Raw genomic sequence first — 19,525 nt, forward strand, 5'->3', positions numbered from 1 at the left:
AACACTACACCGCCATGCTCAGCCTCGTATCAACGGTGATATGGCTGGCATGATTGAGAACGCTCCCTAGTGTCTTTGCAAGGTGACCAGCAGTCTGACGGTTATGAGCCACAAGTCCTGGATTCCCGCCTTCGCGGGAATGACAAGAGAGGGATTGGCATGACAAGTCCGCTTCGCCAGACAAAAAAAGGCCCCTCCAGGGGGCCAAGGCACAATTAACGCTTAAGATTCAGGATTGTGCGGGAACTGCAGTTTCACCGGCAGGACGGGCAATCGGCTTCATCAGCAGATAATAACCCACCACACTCACTACCAGACCGACGAAGAACGCCATGTCGATGAACACCAGGCTGCAGACAAAAGACAGGCCATAGACCAGGAAGGCCCGCAGGTTGTAGTTGTTCTGGTAAACAAAGGGTCCCTTGGGGTCATAGAAGTCGTTCACGTTCAACTGACCGCGGCGCAGCAGGTAGAAGTCGGCCAGCATGATACCCGCCACCGGGCCCAGCAAACCGGAAGTAATAACGCTGAACCACAGCAGGTTGTCGGCAAACACCCAGGGCATCATCAGCAGGCCAACGGCGCCGGAGATGGACACACCCTGACCGAAACTCAGCTTGGGGAAGACGTTCATCAAAATAAGCGCAGACGGCATCAGGTTGGCCACTGTGTTGGTGGACCACTGGGCAAAGGCAATGGTGATCATGCTCAGGATCAGCACGATGGGCGAACTCATGGAGTTCAGGACGATCTCGATAGGGTCCCAGGTGCCGGTGAGAATACCGCCGATCATGCCCACCATCAGAATACCGGAGCCAATCACGATAAGGCCGGAGATCTGGGCGAAAAAGGGCTTGCGGTTACGGATAAAGAAATTCTTGCTGCTGTGGTCGCGAGAGCGCTCCAGCTTGCGGGTCATGTCCGGGCTGTTCAGCCCCATGGTGATCCAGATACCGGCGATGGCCATGACGGCAAACCAGAAAGAACCATTATCCAGCGACGGCGCGGCCAGCACGTCACCGATGGTGGCGTTGTTGGTCTGCAGCAGCCAGAAGGTGACCAGGCCAATCAGTATGGTCAGCGCCGGAATGGCGATCCAGTCGAACTTGGCCATGGCTTTCATGCCATAAATGGCATTGACGACCTGCAGCACCCCGAAGATCAGGATGAGGATGGTGGTGTTGCTATAGCCAATCCACAGTTCCAGCACCTTGCCGATGGCAACGGCCGCCACCCAGGTCTGAAAGCCGAACCAGAAACAGGCAGGAATGGCGCGAAAGGCCGCCGGGATCTTGGCGCCCTGGTAACCGAAGCAACCACGGATATAAACCGTGAAGGGAATACCGTAACGCAGACCAATATCACCGGCCAGGATCAGGATGGTGGTCACGATGGCATAGGCGGCCAATATGGCGCCGATGATGGTCCAGGGAGACAACCCCGGATACAACTGGGCCCCCATGGTAAAGGCGCCCATGTTGATGGTCATCCCCGCCCAGAGCATGGTGAAGTCCCAGATATTGATGTCCCTGTCTTTATCCGTAGACGGCATCAGCTCGGGATTGTTCATTTCGTGTACAGCCATAAGGATGCTCCCCGTTTACTGCTGTGATAATTATGTTGCACCACCCGACACAATGTGAACAATATGCCGGAAATTAGATTAACAAATTAACAATAATTTCGTTAACGACAAATCTAATATTTTGTTTACATTCATCTGCGTGACATCTGTCACACTTCACGTCCAAAATGGGCTCTGATTGGAAACAAAAAAACCGCCACCAAGGCAGTGACGGTTCATTTGGCACTTTATGCAGCGAGTCATGCCCGCCAGCAGGAGCTTCTTCAGTTGATCACGAACAACGCCATGAACTCGTTGACCGGGGTAGCTTCAAGTCGCCGTTGATCGAGACACAATGCCAGAATGTGCCGGCAGCGCGCCGGCGGAAAGCGGGTTTGCAGGTTGCGCATGAACTTCTGCTCCAGCACCGGTATCGCCTCGGCCCGGCGGCAGCGATGGCCGATGGGATATTCCACCGCCACCTTGGCGGTGTGGCTGCCATCCGTGAAGAACACCTGAATGGCGTTGGCGATGGAGCGCTTGTCGGCTTCAAGGTAGTCGGCGCTGTAGCGCGGCTCTTCCACTATGTCCATTTTGTCGCGCAGGGCATCGATGCGGGGATCGGCACGGTGAACGTCGTCTTCATAGTGTTCGGCCATCAAATCGCCATAAAGCAGTGGCACCGCCACCATGTACTGCAGGCAATGATCCCGGTCCGCCGGGTTGGCAAGCTGACCCGCCTTGGAGATGATGCGAATGGCCGACTCGTGGGTGCTGATTTGAATACGATCTATGTCTTCAATTCGATCCTTCACCTGCGGGTGCAGCAACACCGCACACTCCACCGCGGTCTGGGCGTGAAATTCGGCGGGAAAGCTGAGCTTGAACAACACGTTTTCCATCACGTAGCTGCCGAAGGGCTGCTTGACCTTGACCGCCTCGCCCTTGAACAGCACGTCATAAAACCCCCATTTTGGCGCCGTGAGTACCGAGGGCAGCCCCATTTCGCCCTTCATGGTGATCATGGCCAGTCGCACGGCACGGGCGGTGGCATCCCCCGCCGCCCAGGACTTGCGCGAGCCGGCATTGGGCGCATGGCGGTAAGTCCGCAGCGCGCCGCCGTCGGCCCAGGCCTGAGACAGGGCGTCGATAATCTGCTCACGGCTGCCGCCCAGCAGGTGGGTGATCACCGCGGTGGAGGCCACGCGCACCAGCAGCACATGATCCAGCCCCACCCGGTTGAAGCTGTTTTCCAGCGCCAGCACGCCCTGAATTTCGTGCGCCTTGATCATGGCGGTGAGCACGTCGCGCATGGTGAGTGGCGGCTTGCCCTCGGCCACCGCCACCCGGCTCAGATAATCGGCGGTGGCGAGAATGCCGCCCATGTTGTCGGAGGGATGACCCCACTCGGCCGCCAGCCAGGTGTCGTTGAAGTCCAGCCAGCGAACAAGGCAGCCTATGTTGAAGGCGGCAGTCACCGGATCCAGCTCGTGGGAAGTACCGGGCACCCGGGCGCCGTGTTGCACTATGGTGCCGGGCACCAAGGGCCCAAGATGCTTGGTGCACTCGGGAAAGCGCAGCGCCAGCAGACCACAGCCCAGGGTATCGGCCAGGCAGTGCCGGGCGGTATGGTAGGCCTCATCCGAGGTGATCTTGGTATCGATCACATAATCGGCGATGGTGACTAGCAATTGATCGGGCTCGGGTCGCTGGTTCAGCTCAACATTGGTACTCATGATGTGTTCCTTTACCGCTTCTCTATTGGTATCCACGCCTGAGGGGCTGGACCCACATAATCGGCGTTGGGCCGGATGATGCGGTTATGGGCGCGCTGCTCCATGATGTGTGCGGTCCAGCCGGTGACCCGGCTGAGTACGAAAATCGGGGTGAACAGCTTGGTCGGAATGCCCATGAAGTGATAGGCGCAGGCGTGATAGAAGTCGGCGTTGGCGAACAGTTTTTTCTCGCGCCACATAACCTCCTCTACCCGCTCGGAAATCGGATACAACACCCGGTCGCCCGCCGCCTCGCTCAGCTTTTTGGCCCAGGGTTTGATCAGCGCATTGCGCGGATCCTTCACCGTATAGACCGCATGACCGAAGCCCATGACTTTTTCTTTATGCTTGAGCATTTCCAGCAGCGCGGCCTCGGCTTCATCCGGCCCGCTCCACTGCTCTATCATCGCCATCGCCGCCTCGTTGGCGCCGCCATGCAGCGGGCCGCGCAGGGTGCCGATGGCGGCGGTCACCGCCGAATGCAGGTCGGTCAGCGTCGAGGCACAGACCCGACCGGCAAAGGTCGAGGCATTGAACTCGTGCTCCGCATACAGCACCAGCGAGCAGTTCATCACCCGCACATCAAGCGCAGCCGGTGCTTCGCCGCGCAGCATATGCAGAAAGTGGCCACCGAGGCTGTCGTCATCCAGGGCGGTGTCGATACGCACGCCGTCATGCGCATAGCGATACCAGTAGCAGAGCATCGAGGGCAGCAGCGACAGCAGGCGTTCGGCCGCTTCCTGCTGTTCGCCGAATTTGTGTTCGGTTTCCAGATTGCCGAGTACGGAGCAACCGGTGCGCAGCACGTCCATCGGGTGCGCCGACGCCGGTATCAGTTCAAGCACGGTACGCAACGCCGCCGGCAGACCGCGATTGGCCCGTAGCCGGGTCTTAAAGGCGCCCAGCTCCCCCTGGTTGGGCAGATAGCCCTTCAGCAGCAAAAAGGCCACCTCTTCAAACTGGGCATGAGCGGCCAGATCGGCAATATCATAACCGCGATAGGTCAGGCCGGAGCCGGTTTTGCCCACGGTGCACAGGGCCGTTTGGCCGGCGGTCTGGCCGCGTAATCCTTCGGCATTAGTCATGCTTGCCTCCTTGTTGGTCATCCGCAGCGCCGGTTACCGGAACTGCCGGTGTGGTTTGAGCCGAGTGCTCGAACAGGGCGTCCAATTTGGCCTCGTAATCATGATAGCCGAGGGTCTGATAAAGCTGCTCCCGGGTCTGCATCTGCGCCAGCAAATCACGCTGATGACCCTGACTCCGGATCTGACGATAGACCATGTCTGCGGCCCGGCTCATGGCCCGAAACGCCGACAGCGGATACAGCACCATGGCCACGCCGGCCTCGGCCAGTTCGGGTTGCGCGAACAAGGGGGTCTTGCCGAATTCGGTGATATTGGCCAGCACCGGCACGGGGACCGCCTTACAGAAGCGACGGTATTGTTCCAGGCTTTCCATCGCCTCGGGAAAAATCAGGTCGGCACCGGCAGCCACGCAGGCCAGGGCGCGATCTATCGCGCCGTTCATGCCCTCCACCGCCAGCGCATCGGTGCGGGCCATGATGGCGAAGCGAGGGTCGATGCGGGCATCCACCGCCGCCCTGATCCTGTCTACCATTTCATCGCGCGAGACGATGGCCTTGTTGGGTCGGTGCCCGCAGCGTTTTTGCGCCACCTGATCCTCGATATGAATGCCCGCCACCCCGGCCCGCTCCATTTCCCGCACGGTACGGGCGATGTTGAAGGCACCACCGAAGCCGGTGTCCGCGTCCACCAGCAAGGGCAATTCTGTGGCCGCCGTGATGCGGCGAGCGTCTTCCAGCACCTCGCTCAGGCTGGTCATGCCGAGATCCGGCAACCCGAACGAGGCATTGGCCACCCCGGCGCCGGACAGATACAGCGCCCGGTGCCCGGCCTGCTCGGCCTGCATGGCGCTGTAGGCATTGATGGCGCCCACGATGGCCAGCGGCGGTGTCCCTTGCAGTGCCTCGAATAGACTGAGCTTCATGACGGTTTCTCCTGTCGTTGAGCAAGGTGTCGGTCGCGATGCATGCACCACAATGGATAAGACTCGGCACATGGCGAGCGGAGCGACCTCGGGGAATGGCGGGACGTAAACCGCAGGCAGTGAACGCTTTGGCACGATACGACCATGATTTATCGACACTTTATTGGCACACAAGCTAAAAGTAGCAGCTGATGCGCTTAACAGGATGGAGGGTGTCGACAAAGAGTGAAAGGTTGATCATGAACAGGCCCCTGTTTGCATCATGCAAACAGGGGCCTGTGAAGCGAAAAGAAGGCTGTCGTTACGCCGAGCGGGAGCCGTAACGTTTGTCTTGTAACAGTAATTCGCTCATGGCCTCAGCCGGCATGGGCCTGGCCATCAGGTAGCCCTGTCCCAGCCCACAGCCCAATTGCTGCAACAGCACATGCTGTTCGACCAGTTCGATACCCTCGGCGGTGACCGTCATATTCAGATTATCTGCCAGGGAAATAATGGTTTTGACCAGGCTCTCCGCCCGGGGATCCGTCGACAGGTCGGCCACAAAGGATTTATCGATCTTGAGCTTGTTGATCGGGAGCTGTCGCAGGTGGCTGAACGAAGAATAGCCGGTACCAAAATCATCCAGTGCTATCTCTATGCCCAATTCACGCAGCTCCTGCAGGGTATCGAGCGAGCCGGCCGTATCCCACATGCTGGTGTCTTCGGTGATCTCCAGCACCAGGGTCGAGGCGTCGAGACCGGTGTCGCGCAATACCGCGCTGACGGTCAGTGCCAGCTCTCCCTCCATAAAGATATTGGGACTGATATTGACGTTCACCTTCAGCCAGCCGCAACCGGCCTGGTGCCAGCGGTGCATTTGGCGACAGGCCTGCGACAACACCCATTCGTTAAGCCGGTGTGCCAGGCCATGCTGCTCGGCCACCGCTATCACTTCGAGCGGACTGATAAAGCCATGCTCGGCCGAATTCCAGCGTAACAGCGCCTCTACCGACTCGATATCGCCGCTGTTCAACCGAAAAATCGGTTGATAGTGCAGCTCCAGCTGATCCTGTTCAATCGCCGCCTGCAGAGACACCGCCAGCTTCTGCCGCCGCAGTCGACGCTCGTCCATGCCCGGCTCGAACATCTGCACCATGGTCTTGCGACTGTGTTTGGCGTAATACATGGCGGTATCGGCATGACTCAACAGTTCGGCCGCCGTGAGGCCATGCTCGGGATAAAGACTGGTACCGATACACGCCTGAGGCGACAGACAGCCATCGGGCAGTTTCACATCGCGCGACAGCGCGTGAAATAGCTGCGCCGCCATCAGCTAGGCATCATCGATATTTTCAAGCTGCTGGATGATCACGAATTCATCCCCGCCCAGCCGAGCCACCCGGCCCTGCTTGCCGATGGTGTGACTCAATCGGTTCGCAATCTCCCGCAGCAGATTGTCTCCCACCTCGTGGCCAAGGCTGTCGTTGATGGCCTTGAAACTATTCAGGTCGACCATGTGGAGAGCCAGTGCACCTCGCTCCCGCTGGGTCCGATTCAGCGCCTTGTCTATCAGCTGATAGAAAAACATGCGATTGGGCAGGCCGGTCAGCGTATCGTGATAGGCCATATGGCGGTTACGGTGGTTCTCCCGCAGCAACAGCAGCAGCATCAGGCCACCACTAAACAGCAGGCCGCCCAGATACAGGCTGGAACGCAGCCGTATATCCTGAATAATATCAAGCTGTTGCCAGACCTTGTCACCGGAAAAATTTTCTACATTGATTTCTCGCGCCAGCTTGCGATAGTGCGCCAGCTCTTGTCGCAATGCCATGATCTCGTCCCGGTCATCCAGGCGCAGCGCATACACCCGCTCTTCCCAGAGCTCGAGCTGAGTGGAAAAATTTTTCAGCATCGGCAATACCCCCGGCTGCTCGCGCACCGGGCGATTTTCTTCTCCCGCCAACAGGGTATCGATTCGGCTCCACAGCAATTCAAAGCGCAACTGAACATTCGCTTCGTCCGAGGTCCGGGCCGCCAACGCCGTCAGCGATTGATCAAATTTAAGCAGTTCCATTTCCAGCTCGGAGCTGGCCCAGCCAATGGCCTTGATGGTGGCCGACACATAGCGCACTACCTCCAGATCCCGGTGGTAACTGTAGAGCGAACTGGCACCAAACAGCAGGGTAATGATGGTAAGGCCGATCAGCTTGAATGTTTTCACGGTTAGCGTATGTCCAGAGTCTTTAACTGCCAGATCAGCAGTTCGTGATAACGCTTGGTGTCATACTGCGGATACTCCGACAGGGGCAACATCAGCCATACCGGCCCCTTGTGCCGGATTTTCATCGGCTTACCATCGAGATGTGTGGTCAGCAACAAGGGCGCCTCTGCCACCAGTTCTCTGTTGATATCATGATGATAATCGTTCAGGGCCACCGCCCTGACTTCACTTCCCTCGGCGCCGACTCGCCGCAACAAATCACTCAGCAGCACGCCGCGAAAATGGTGCTGTTGTTCCGTCCAGGGGGTGTGGGTGCTGAATTCATGCTGCGGCAAGGCCGCCAGCATGTCCATATCAAACTCGGCCTTGTTGACGGCATTGGTCACGCTCAGGTTGCCGGTCACGGTCAGCACCTCCCTGCCCTTGGGCGGGGACAAAGGATCGGCGGCAAATAACAGCGAACTCCATACTGCCAACAGCAGCCCGAGCACTGACGTTGGCAAGAAACGACGACCTCGCACTTCACTCATCCCTGGCTTCATGATTTCCCCTCAAAAAAGACTCAATAGAGCATGTAACCATAGCAAATTTTTTGATAACGATTTTTAATCACAGTTCGGTAATACCGAGTCTGACAGGATTGAAAATCGATGTCGAGCCAGAGGTGAGGCCCGTCCTACAGGTTCGAACGAAACTTTGATCCATTTGAATCTTTTTTTCAATTTTAAGGTGCTGTCGGTGAAGATAGCGCTCCACCGGCTCGACAGCAGAATAAAGATCCAAACAAACCTCTTTTCTCCCCCATCAATAAAAAGGCATTGCGCTCATTAACGAGCAAGCCCGGTCGTACCGGGCTTGCTGGGTTTACAGTCGGTTAAGGGCGACGCCCGACTCGGGAAGGGCCGTCAGTACCGGCCGGCGCGTTCGTACATAATCGATAAGGGCCCGGGCATCGGTGTTGCAGGTGACCCCGGCCTTTTTGCAGTCCAGTGGCCGATTGAAATAGTGCACCTCTATGGCTCCCCGCACGTTTTTGCTCAGCCGTGCCACCGGAAACACCGCCGGCTTGCCATTGACGAACGCCAGATCCAGCCGGTCGGTAAACACCTGTTGTGAATCAAACAGCGTATTCCATCCTTCGTTGCCCGACGCATGATAGCCGTCCAGTGCCAGCTGATAACGGGCATCCGGTTCAATTCGCTGCCACTGACCGTTATCCAGGTATTCGATACGGTTGAGATACCCCCGTCCCCGGCTGGTTTCGTTAAAGCTGTAACGCAGCCCGGCCCCGTAGGGAAAACGGCCGGTATGAGCGTCCGATGACAAAGCGGCGTTAATGGTTTCCAGCAGCAGACCGGCGACCTGACGGCCGGTGAGTGACACCAGACTGATGGGGTTGCCAAAGGGCAACAGCTCCAGACCGACATTCCCTTCTTTGAGTACGCCCGGCTCCAGGCTGTTACGCACCGCACCGGCGGCCACCAGCGCAAAGTCGGCACGACGACCGGTTACCGCCTGCACCTGTGGGCTATTGACCCAGTACAGTTGGCTGGCCGCCACCAGGGGCGCGATCTGAGAGCCGCGGCCTTCAACCGGCAACTCCACATGCGTTAACGCCAGAGGAACATGCCCCACCTCGTCACCGTAGGCGTTGACCAGGGCCGGACGATACTGTTTATCGATATGGGCGCGTAACGCCGAATCTTCCGCCACCATGCTGATATTGGGCTCGGCCTCGATGGCGGCTCTCAGGCGCTGCTGTTGCGCCTCGCTCAAGCGATATTTGTCGCCCCGGCGAATATCACGGTAGAAGACGTTATCCGACAACAGGGTGTTGCCGCCTTCACAGCGGCTGACCCGGCCATTCGGGGTAAAGGTCACACTCACCTGTCCCATGGCCTGGGCAAACCGACCGGCCTGCACCACACAGGTCGTGCCGATGCCGTCCGGATTATTGAAGCGGCGCGCATAAGGTTCGCCACTCCCCCAGCCGAGGTTGCCGAAGTCCCCGAGCAGACTGTGAGAATGGCCGCCGACGATCAGGTCGATACCGTTGACCTTTTGAGCCAGATGCCGGTCTCGCTCCAGCCCCAGATGGGTGACGGCAACGATGTGTTTGACGCCCTGCTCACGCAGCGCCCTGACGGTGTTCTGGGCGCTGTCGACTTCCCGCTCGAAACGCAGCTTGCCGACATGGGGGCTCAGGTTGGCCATGTCTTCCAGCACCAGTCCCATCACCGCCACCACAGGACGCTTGCCGGCGTCATCGACCGTTTCTACCTGCTCTTTTTCATTACCGTCAAAGGCGTAGAGGACATAGGGCTTGAGGTTGTCGAGGCCTTGCAGGTCCGGATCCTGGCTGGCATCCAGGTTGGCGGCCAGCACCGGAAAGTTGACGCCCTGCACAAAGGCTGACAAGCGGCCGTTATCGAGAGCAAATTCATGCTCGCCCAGCGCCATGGCGTCCAGCTGCATTTGACTCAGCGCATCGGCATTCATCGCGCCCCGGTTGAGCTTGAAATAGCCGGTACCCTGCCAGGCGTCTCCGCCGTGTACAAACAACAGCGGCTGCTCATTCAGCTCCGCCTGCTGGCGCAGCGCCTTGGCCTGACTCAGCAGGCGAGGGTAGCCACCCAGACGGGTAAACACCGTCTGCTTGCCCAGCGTCACTCGTGCGTCGGTCGGATCAAAATGCGAATGGGTATCGTTGATATGGGCCAGGGTCAGGGTAAAAGGCTGTTCCGGTGGCTTACTGGCACAGCCTGCCAGGGCCAGCGCCATCAGCCCGGCCAATAAGGTTTTGTTCATCTGTGAATAAGCTCCGCTGTTTATTAGATGTTATGTAATACCGTTCACATTAAACAAGTGGTCTATTTATTTCTGTATCAATGTCGGACAAAGGGTCTTCTCCACCGACCCGCTTCAAGCACATCCATGTGCCGCTCAGCACATGACGTCCCTGTCATGTGATGGTCGGTAGAGCAGATCCCTTTGTCCTCCCTGATGCTACAGAGTCGCCTGTTGGCCTGTCTGCGGGCAACTCGGTATTCCAGAAGAGGCAACAGAGAACGACTCCCTCGACCGTGAAATGCCAGGGACGGCATTTCCGAGCTTACATGGATGTACGCGTAGCGTGTCGAGGGAGGCGGCTCTGTTGCCTCTGGTCTGGGGCCTCAATATGACCAAATCTTTAGTGTAATTGGTATAAAGCTCAGTTGGTAAAGACCACCGTCTTGCCGTTATGCAGAAAGACTCGACGCTCGATATGATATTGCACCGCTCGGGCCAGGGTAATGCACTCGATATCCCGGCCCCGGGCGGTTAACTGCTCCGGATAATGGCTGTGATCCACCACTTCCACCCCCTGGGTGATAATGGGGCCTTCGTCCAGATCGTTATTGATGTAGTGCGCCGTGGCCCCCACCAGCTTGACCCCTTTGTCGTAGGCCTGGTGATAAGGGCGTTCGCCTCTGAATCCGGGCAGCAGGGAATGGTGAATATTGATGGCCTTGCCGGTCAAGGCCGCACACAGCTCGGGGCTCAGCACTTGCATGTAACGCGCCAGCACCACCAGATCGGCCTCGCATTCCTTGATGATGCCCAGTACCTGCTCTTCCTGCTCGGCCCGGTTCTCGTCGCTCACCGGCAGATGATAGAAGGGAATATGATGCCAGTCGGCCAGCCGCTGCAGATCCGGGTGGTTGGAAATAATGGCCGGAATTTCGATGGCCAGTTGACCGGTGCGATAGCGATAGAGCAGATCGTTCAGGCAATGATCGAGCCGGGAAACCATGATCACCACATTGGGACGCACCTCGGCGGCAACCAACTCCCATTGCATGGCGAATTGTGCCGCCCTGGGCTGCCAGCCCTGCCGAAAACCCGCCTCGTCAAACGGCGTCGTCCGGGGTGGGCGAAACTCCACTCGAATAAAAAAATGCCCGCTCAGCACATCATCGAAAGTCTGCATTTCCACCACATAGCAGCCCTGCTCGCACAGATAACGCGTCACCACGTCTACGGTGCCCAGGCTACCCGCGCAATGGGCGGTCAGATAATAGGTGTCTTTCGGCTTGGCCACTGGTGATCTCCTACCCCGGAATAAATAAAATCTCCCCTTGGCGGGGGCCGCTATTCTGCGGCAAACGCCGGTCTGGCGCCAGTGTTCAGATGGTCTGCACGGGCAATGATTTTTCCATGATAAAACGGGTGAATTGCTGTCCTCCCTTTTCCACCTGCTCTTGCTTTATCAGCCGGTATCCACGCTGTTCAAATACCGGGCGAGACAGCAGGCTGGCATCGGTACACAAACAGGCCACGCCTCGACGATGGGCCTCCTGTTCTATGTCATCACACAGTTGCCCGGCCAGGCCACGTCCGGCATGACCGGCCAGCACATACAGCAGCGCCAGGTGGTTGTCCGGATACAGGGTGGCAAAGGCCACCGGTATCCGGTTGCACGCCATGACCCGGGTATAGCCGGTTTGCACCAGGGTTCTGAAATCGGTGGGGTACAGGTAGGGGAACGACGCCCATAATGACACCTGTTTATCGCTGTAGCTTTGCCGGCCCTGCTCCATCACCGCATCGTGATAGATAAGCTCCAGGCTGCTGAAGTCGGTTTCTTGGTAATCTCTGATCAGATACATAACGGCTCCGATGGAATATCCGTCTTATGGTCTCGCTGGTGTTTTGTAACGCTACCGGGCTTGTGCGGGCACTGCAACTGCGGCTCGCAGTCTTGCGGCACAGGTCCGGCCATACACAGTGCCGATCCAAAGAGAGCCGAACGACGACTAACGAAACGCGATGATAGCAAAGCCCGGAGTCACTATCTGCCGAATAAGCCTGATTTTGTGGCCTTTTGCTACTGTTAGATCATATACATGATCGGGAGTACAACCGTGTCGTCTTTTCCCAACCGACGTGCCGCCGGTCAGGCGCTGGCGAGGCTGGTGCTGCATTATCGCAACCAGCCCGGCCTGCTGGTACTGGGTCTGCCTCGCGGCGGAGTACCGGTGGCGTTTGAAGTTGCCCTCGCCCTGGCGGCACCGCTCGATGTGCTGCTGGTGCGCAAGCTCGGCTACCCGGGTCAACCGGAGCTGGCCATGGGGGCCATCGCCTCGGGCAATATCATGATCTTCAATCCTGCCATTAGTGCGCTCGGCGATATCAAACAATCCGATATGGATGCCGTGATCCAACATGAGCGGGCAGAGCTGCAACGCCGGGAGCTCGCCTACCGTGGCTCGTCACCGCCGCTTGCGCTGGCCGGCGCCCACGTGCTGCTGGTAGACGACGGTCTGGCGACCGGTGCCACCATGGAAGCCGCCATCAGGGCGGTACGCAATCAGGCACCGGCGCATATCGGCGTGGCGGTGCCGGTCAGCTCGACCGAGGCGGCCGTGCGGATTAACGCCCTGGCGGACGAGCTGGTCGCCCTGATCACCAGTGACGACTTGGGCTCGGTGGGCCAGTTTTTCGACGACTTCGGCCAGACCCGCGACGAGGAAGTCCGCGAACTGCTGACCAGGGCGGCCCATCACCGTTAAAACAGGCCTCATATCCACTGGGCAACCGGCTGACGCCCCCACTTCTCCTGTTCTGACCCCATCCAGCCTCGGCAAAATATCTGGGAGCTCTTTCATTTTTACGGGCTTGGGATATGCTGCCCATCACGCTGTAAACAATAACGCCAACAGACGGGAAAACATGTTTAAACGACGCTACCTCAGTGCGCTGGTGATCGGCGCCATCCTCAGCGGTTGTGCCGGCCAGGCCAATACCGCCCAACCGAACATCAGCAAGAGCACCGCCACAGAGCAGGCGGCAGCACAAGTCAGTCAGGCCGAACTGGCGAACTTTGCCGAATGGCGCCATGACTTTCGTCGCCGGGCCCTGGCCAGGGGTATTACACCGGCGGTATTCGACCGCGCCTTCGAGGGCGTGTCGCTCAGCCCCAAGGTGATCAAACTGGACGGCGGCCAGGCCGAGTTTACCCGTCAGATCTGGGACTATCTGGACACCGCCACCTCCGCCACCCGCGTCAGTAACGGCCGCCAGCAATGGGAGAAACGGAAACCCGTACTGCAGGCCATCGAAAACCGCTACGGCGTGGATGCCAAGGTGGTGATGTCCATCTGGGGCATGGAAACCAACTACGGCTCTTATCGCGGCAACACCAGCACCATCGAGGGGCTGGCCACCCTGGCCTTTGAGGGTCGGCGCCGGGACTTTGCCGAAGCGCAGCTGATCGCAGCGTTGCAGATACTGCAGGCGGGAGATATCAGCCCCGAACAGATGCGCGGCTCCTGGGCCGGTGCCATGGGTCACACCCAGTTCATGCCCACCAGCTACCTGCAATATGCCCAGGACTTTACCGGTGACGGCAAGCGGGATATCTGGTCTGAAGACCCTACCGATGCCCTCGCTTCTACCGCCTATTATCTGTCGCGTTTCGGCTGGCAGCACGGCCAGCCCTGGGGCGTAGAGGTTCGGCTACCTGACGGCTTCGATTATGCCCAGGCTTCGCAAAACAATCTGCAGCCGGTGGCCTACTGGCGTAGCCAGGGCATTACCGACATCAATGACCGGCCGCTGCCCGATCATGGCAACGCCGCCATACTGGTGCCGGCCGGTGCCCATGGCCCGGCCTTTGCCCTTTTCAGCAACTTCAAGGTGATTAAGCGCTACAACAACGCCACCTCCTACGCCATGGCGGTAGGACATCTGGGCGACAAACTGGCCGGTGGTGGTGAATTCCGCTCCCCCTGGCCGCGGGATGAACGCGCCCTGAGCCGGACGGAAAAAGAAGAGCTACAGCGCAGACTGACCGCGCGGGGCTTCGATACCAAAGGGGCCGATGGCGTCATTGGCCCCAATACCATCAGCGCCATCCGTGCCTATCAGCAATCGGTCAGCCAGGTGGCGGACGGTTATGCCAGCGCATCCTTGCTGAAACAACTGCGTTAATACTCCCGGCAGGGCTCATCCTCGAGCCCTGCCTTCCAATATTGTTCGAATTTAATGCAAAAACCTGCTTTAACAGCACGTTACCGCCGCCCAACACTCAATTATTCATAACTCATAACTAAATCGATTATCAATAAGTCAAATCTGCTGCTAGCATCGCCCGCCATCGATATTATTTTCTGTTTACGGAGTCACCATGCTGATTGTGTTATTCAATCTGGCAGTTTTTTTATTGCTGATGCTGCTGCTGGGTAAACTGTCCCGTCGCGGCCAATCCCTCTCCCGCCAGGTACTGACCGGCCTGCTGTTCGGTGTGGCTGCCGGTTTCATCATGCAGACGCTGTATGACGCCAACACCATCGCCCGCACCCTGGAATGGGTGAACGTGGTCGGCGGCGGTTATGTGCGCCTGCTGCAGATGATCGTGATTCCGCTGGTACTGGTGTCCATTCTCGGGGCGGTATCCCGACTGCACAACGCCACCTCGCTCGGCAAGATCAGCGCCCTCACGCTGGGCGTGCTGCTGTTTACCACCGCCATCTCGGCGCTGGTCGGGGTCTTTGTCACCCACAGCTTCGGTCTCAATGCCGCCGATCTGGTGCAGGGTGCCCGCGAGCTGGCCCGCGCCGAACAGCTGCAGGCCCAGGTAGCCAGCGTGGCCAACCTGTCGATGCCGCAATTGCTGGTGTCCTTTATTCCACGCAATCCCTTCGCCGACATGACCGGCGCCAGCCCCACCGCCATCATCGGTGTGGTGATTTTCGCCGTCTTCCTGGGTCTCGCCACCCTGTCGCTGCTGAAAGACGAGCCCGAACTGGGCCGCCGGGTCATTGGTGGCATCGAAGCGCTGCAGGCACTGGTGATGCGTCTGGTTCGCCTGGTCATGAAGCTGACACCCTACGGCGTAATGGCATTGATGACCAAGGTGATCGCCGGCTCCAACCTGCAGGACGTGATCAGTCTGGGCGGTTTCCTGCTGGCCTCTTATGTGGCCATCGCCATCATGTTTGCAGTGCACGGCCTGCTGCTGACCTTGGTCGGCGTCAACGCCAAACGCTTCTTCACCAAGGTCTGGCCGGTGCTGGCCTTCGCCTTTACCAGCCGCTCCAGTGCCGCCACCATACCGCTGAACGTGCAGGCCCAGACCCGCAAGCTGGGCGTGCCGGAAAGCATCGCCAACTTCTCCGCTTCTTTCGGTGCCACCATAGGCCAGAACGGTTGTGCCGGTATCTACCCGGCCATGCTGGCGGTGATGATAGCCCCCACCATGGGCATCGATGTACTGGACCCGCTGTGGCTGGCGACCCTGGTCGGGGTCATCACCCTCGCCTCTTTCGGCGTGGCCGGTGTGGGTGGCGGCGCTACCTTCGCGGCGTTGATCGTACTGCCGATCATGGGCATGCCGGTGGCCCTGGCCGCCCTGCTTATCTCCATCGAGCCGCTGATCGACATGGCGCGCACCGCGCTCAACGTCAACGGTGCCATGACCGCCGGCACCATCAGCAGCAAGCTGCTGGGCCAGACCGACGAAGCCATCTTCAACCGGGATGAAGAAGCAGACAGCGCAATACCCGCCGCCGGTTAACTTCACCCTTACTGATATAAAACGGCGCCTTCGGGCGCCGTTTTTGTTTGATAACAAAATCTGACAGCCCCAAAACTCGGACAAAGGGCCCGCTCCGCCGACTCGCTTCAGGCACATCCATGTGACGCTCAGCACATGACATCCCTGTCATGTGATGGTCGGAGGAGCAGACTCCTTTATCCTCCTTGATGCTGCAGAGTCGCCTGTTGGCGCTGCCTGCAGAAAACTCCGGCGTTAAAAAGAGGCTACAGGGATTGCTTCCATCGACCGTGAAATGCCAAGGACGGCATTTCCGAGCCCCCAGGGATGGATTCATGGCGTGTCGAGGGAGGCAGCCCTGTTGCCTCTTTGCTACGGTAAATCCGCCAGCTCCATCACCCACTGGTGTAGCCCTGCACAAAAATTTGCTATTATGCGCGCCCTGTCAGGTCATGCTTTGCGAGTGTGGCCACGAATCTTTGCTTGATACAGCGCACGGCCGGCGCTGGAGGAAACCATGTCTCAGTTTGTTGTTTGTGCCCTCTATAAATTCGTTACCCTGGACCAGCATGAAGCGCTGCGCGAGCCGCTGCAGAGCATGCTGGAGTCCGAGCAGATCCGTGGCACCCTGCTGCTGGCGGCCGAGGGCATCAACGGCACCGTGGCCGGCTCGCGCGTCGCCATCGACCGGCTCAAGGCCTGGTTTGATGCCGATGCCCGTTTCAACGGTATCGATTACAAGGAGTCGCTCAGCGAAGAGCAGCCCTTCTACCGCACCAAGGTAAAGCTGAAAAAGGAAATCGTGACCCTGGGCGTGGAAGGCATCGATCCCAAGCGGGTGGTCGGCACCTATGTAGCCCCCAAAGACTGGAACGCGCTGATCTCGGATCCGGACGTGGTGCTGGTGGATACCCGCAACGACTACGAAGTGGATATCGGTACCTTCAAGGGTGCACTCAATCCCAATACCGAGAGCTTTCGCGAGTTTCCCGAATACGTCAAAAACAATCTGGATGCCAACAAGCATAAAAAAGTGGCCATGTTCTGCACCGGCGGTATTCGCTGTGAAAAAAGCACCGCCTATCTCAAGGAGCAGGGCTTCGACGAGGTGTATCACCTGCATGGCGGCATTCTGAAATACCTGGAAGAAGTGCCGGAGCAGGAGTCCATGTGGCAGGGAGAGTGCTTCGTGTTCGACAACCGGGTCACGGTAGATCACCAGCTGCAACCGGGCCAGTACCAACTGTGCTCCGCCTGTCGGGCACCGCTGTCGCCGGACGATCTGCAAAGCCCGCACTACCGGCATGGTGTGAGCTGCGCTCATTGTCATGATCAGCAGACGCCGGAACAAAAGCGCCGCTACGCCGAGCGCGAGCATCAGCTGCAACTGGCCAGAGCCCGGGGCCAGGCCCACATCGGCAGCGATGCGGTGGCCAATGCCGAGCAACGCCGGGCCGAAAAACTGGCGCGCAAGCTGGAGCAGCAGCAAAAGAATAAAGCATAGTAAGAAGTGAGGGGTGAGGAGTGAGGGGAGAAAACACCGCACCTGAAGATGTGGGTGTGACTCCTAACGCCCTACCCTTCACGGTCAGTTCAGTTACACCTCACGCTTCCCCCCCCCTCACGCCTCACGGTAACTCGATGCTCTGGATCCCCTTTACCCTGTTCGCCGCCCTGATGCAGGCCTGGCGCAACGCCTTTCAAAAACAGCTCAGCCAGAGCCTTGGCGCCACCAGCGTAACCCTGGCGCGCTTTATTCTGGCCGGCCCCATTGCCGCCACTTATCTGTGGCTGCTGTATCGCTGGCAACCCCAGCAACCCCTGCCCGACTTTTCCGTGCCCTTTGCCGGTTACATAGTGGGGGCGGCGCTCAGCCAGATACTGGCCACCGCCCTGATGGTGCGGCTGTTTCAGTTGCGCAACTATGCGGTGGGCGTGGGACTGGCCAAGAGCGAGGCCATATTGGCGGCGGTGCTGGGGGTGTTCTTTTTCGGCACTTCCCTCACCCTGCTCGGCTGGCTGGGCGTGCTGCTGGGTGGCATGGCGGTGTGGTTGCTGAGCGGCCTGCACAGAGCCGCCGGGGCGGTATCGCCGATGACCTTGTTACTGGGTATCGGCAGTGGCCTGGCCTTTGCGCTGACCTCACTGTGGGTGCGGGAAGCCAGCCTGCTGCTTGAATTGCCCTTTCCCTTCTCGGCCGCCTGGGTATTACTACTGGTGATCGGCCTGCAAACCCTGCTACTGGTGGGCTGGCTGGGGCTTCGCGATCCCGCCAGCCTGGTCGGGCTGGCTCGCCGACCCGGCCTGACCGCTCTGGTCAGCCTCACCAGTTGCCTGGGATCCATCGGCTGGTTCAGCGCCATGAGCCTGGAAAGCGTGGCCCTGGTCAAGACTCTGGGCCAAATCGAGGTGCTGTTTACCCTGCTGATTTCCGCCTGGTACTTCAGAGACAAGCTGGCCCGTCACGATCACCTGGGGCTGGCTCTTATCGTCATCGCCGCCATCTGCGTGATGTGGGCCTGACGGTTAATCGAACGGGTAACGCCGAAACGCCAGCAGCTTGCGCACCCCTTCCAGCACCAGCAAGCCCACCGCTATCCAGATGGCGATATAGGTCGGCCACTCGGCGTCCGAGATACTCTCGCCCAGCACCAGCGACACCACCACCAGCAAAATTGGCTCCACATAACCGAGCAGGCCAAACAGGCTGAACGGCAGACGACGGCTGGCCAGAATGTAACACACCAGTGCCAGCGCGCTGATCATGCCCAGCCCCAGTACCAGCAGATACAGCAGCGGTCGCTCGCCAAAGGCGGCCAAAGGTGCATCAATCGACAATACAAACCAGGCGGCGACGGGAATCATCAACAACATGTCACACCAGAGACCGCCCAGGTTGTCGGTACCCAGCCAGCGGCGCCAGACGAAATACAGCGGATAACCGATGGCCACCACCAGGGTTTCCCAGGAAATACCGCCGGCCTGCCACAGCTCGTTGCTCACGCCCACGGCGGCACAGGCCACCGCCAGCCACTGCAACCGGGTCGGGCGCTCCTGATAGACAAAACGGCCGATGAGCACCAGCACCAGTGGCATCATGAAGTAGCCGAGCGACACCGGCAGCCCTCGCCCGTTGATGGGCGCCCACATGAAAATCCACAGCTGCACCCCCACCAGGGCGGAAGACAAGGGCAAGCCTATCCATAATAACGGGCGGCTTTTAAGCTGGGAAAACAGCGAGATCACCAGCCGCCAATCACCACTGTAAAGCAGAAACAGACCGACACAGGGCATGGTCAGCAGCATGCGCCAACCGAACACGATTTCGCCGCTCAACGGCGTCATCAGGCTGGCGTAGTAATACAACAGCGCAAACAACACCGACGAAAATACCGACAGCGCAACACCCTTGGTCACTCTGATTCTCCCCTTTATTTAACTGT

At 58.9% G+C, this 19,525-nt stretch carries 16 protein-coding genes; 5 read left to right on the plus strand and 11 right to left on the minus strand.

What is annotated here, in order from left to right; all coding sequences use genetic code 11:
* Positions 1–229: 229 nt before the first annotated feature.
* The 10 genes from ABD827_RS16750 to ABD827_RS16795 form a co-directional block, all read right to left on the minus strand.
* Positions 230–1,585 (minus strand): cytosine permease, encoded by a 1,356-nt coding sequence (locus ABD827_RS16750; RefSeq protein WP_344965826.1) that lies wholly within the window; start codon positions 1,583–1,585, stop codon positions 230–232.
* A 263-nt stretch (positions 1,586–1,848) separates the two neighbouring features.
* Positions 1,849–3,300 (minus strand): bifunctional 2-methylcitrate dehydratase/aconitate hydratase, encoded by a 1,452-nt coding sequence (locus ABD827_RS16755; protein WP_344965827.1) that lies wholly within the window; start codon positions 3,298–3,300, stop codon positions 1,849–1,851.
* A gap of 11 nt (positions 3,301–3,311) precedes the next feature.
* On the minus strand, positions 3,312–4,424 hold the full coding sequence (gene prpC, locus ABD827_RS16760) for a bifunctional 2-methylcitrate synthase/citrate synthase (RefSeq protein WP_344965828.1): 1,113 nt from the start codon (positions 4,422–4,424) through the stop codon (positions 3,312–3,314).
* Positions 4,417–5,346, minus strand: a complete 930-nt coding sequence (gene prpB, locus ABD827_RS16765) for a methylisocitrate lyase (RefSeq protein WP_344965829.1) — start codon at positions 5,344–5,346, stop codon at positions 4,417–4,419. The genes prpC and prpB overlap by 8 nt, the downstream gene beginning before the upstream one ends.
* Before the next feature lie 301 nt (positions 5,347–5,647).
* Positions 5,648–6,655 carry a putative bifunctional diguanylate cyclase/phosphodiesterase gene (locus ABD827_RS16770; RefSeq protein ID WP_344965831.1) on the minus strand — a complete coding sequence of 336 codons (1,008 nt, stop codon included), beginning with the start codon at positions 6,653–6,655 and terminating at the stop codon, positions 5,648–5,650.
* A 3-nt stretch (positions 6,656–6,658) separates the two neighbouring features.
* The gene (locus tag ABD827_RS16775; RefSeq protein WP_344965832.1) at positions 6,659–7,546 is read right to left on the minus strand and encodes a diguanylate cyclase domain-containing protein; all 888 of its coding nucleotides are present in this window, start codon (positions 7,544–7,546) and stop codon (positions 6,659–6,661) included.
* A gap of 2 nt (positions 7,547–7,548) precedes the next feature.
* Positions 7,549–8,088 (minus strand): putative pterin-binding protein, encoded by a 540-nt coding sequence (locus tag ABD827_RS16780; protein ID WP_344965833.1) that lies wholly within the window; start codon positions 8,086–8,088, stop codon positions 7,549–7,551.
* 322 nt (positions 8,089–8,410) lie between these two features.
* Positions 8,411–10,354 (minus strand): bifunctional metallophosphatase/5'-nucleotidase, encoded by a 1,944-nt coding sequence (locus tag ABD827_RS16785; RefSeq protein ID WP_344965834.1) that lies wholly within the window; start codon positions 10,352–10,354, stop codon positions 8,411–8,413.
* Positions 10,355–10,757: 403 nt separating this feature from the next.
* A complete protein-coding gene (gene purU, locus ABD827_RS16790) occupies positions 10,758–11,627 on the minus strand; it encodes a formyltetrahydrofolate deformylase (RefSeq protein ID WP_298722312.1) in 870 nt (289 codons plus the stop codon).
* Positions 11,628–11,712: 85 nt separating this feature from the next.
* The gene (locus ABD827_RS16795; RefSeq protein WP_344965836.1) at positions 11,713–12,195 is read right to left on the minus strand and encodes a GNAT family N-acetyltransferase; all 483 of its coding nucleotides are present in this window, start codon (positions 12,193–12,195) and stop codon (positions 11,713–11,715) included.
* Positions 12,196–12,450: 255 nt separating this feature from the next.
* Here ABD827_RS16795 and ABD827_RS16800 point away from each other — a divergent pair, with 255 nt between their 5' ends.
* The 5 genes from ABD827_RS16800 to ABD827_RS16820 all read left to right on the plus strand — a co-directional run bounded on the left by ABD827_RS16800 (position 12,451) and on the right by ABD827_RS16820 (position 18,605).
* Positions 12,451–13,098: a phosphoribosyltransferase gene (locus tag ABD827_RS16800; protein WP_344965837.1), complete on the plus strand. Its 648-nt coding sequence runs from the start codon at positions 12,451–12,453 to the stop codon at positions 13,096–13,098.
* Between the two features lie 160 nt (positions 13,099–13,258).
* Positions 13,259–14,518: a lytic murein transglycosylase gene (locus ABD827_RS16805; RefSeq protein WP_344965838.1), complete on the plus strand. Its 1,260-nt coding sequence runs from the start codon at positions 13,259–13,261 to the stop codon at positions 14,516–14,518.
* 196 nt (positions 14,519–14,714) lie between these two features.
* The gene (locus tag ABD827_RS16810) at positions 14,715–16,103 is read left to right on the plus strand and encodes an L-cystine transporter (RefSeq protein WP_344965839.1); all 1,389 of its coding nucleotides are present in this window, start codon (positions 14,715–14,717) and stop codon (positions 16,101–16,103) included.
* 496 nt (positions 16,104–16,599) lie between these two features.
* Positions 16,600–17,586, plus strand: a complete 987-nt coding sequence (gene trhO / locus ABD827_RS16815) for an oxygen-dependent tRNA uridine(34) hydroxylase TrhO (RefSeq protein WP_344965840.1) — start codon at positions 16,600–16,602, stop codon at positions 17,584–17,586.
* Between the two features lie 137 nt (positions 17,587–17,723).
* Positions 17,724–18,605, plus strand: coding sequence for an EamA family transporter (locus ABD827_RS16820; RefSeq protein WP_344965841.1), 882 nt, complete (start codon positions 17,724–17,726; stop codon positions 18,603–18,605).
* A 3-nt stretch (positions 18,606–18,608) separates the two neighbouring features.
* On the opposite strand, the gene rarD is transcribed toward ABD827_RS16820, so the two are convergent.
* Positions 18,609–19,499 (minus strand): EamA family transporter RarD, encoded by an 891-nt coding sequence (rarD, locus tag ABD827_RS16825; RefSeq protein ID WP_298722291.1) that lies wholly within the window; start codon positions 19,497–19,499, stop codon positions 18,609–18,611.
* Positions 19,500–19,525: the final 26 nt, after the last annotated feature.

Origin of the sequence: Oceanisphaera sediminis, from assembly GCF_039539745.1 — a bacterium.
In the GTDB taxonomy this organism is placed as follows: Bacteria; Pseudomonadota; Gammaproteobacteria; order Enterobacterales; family Aeromonadaceae; genus Oceanimonas; species Oceanimonas sediminis.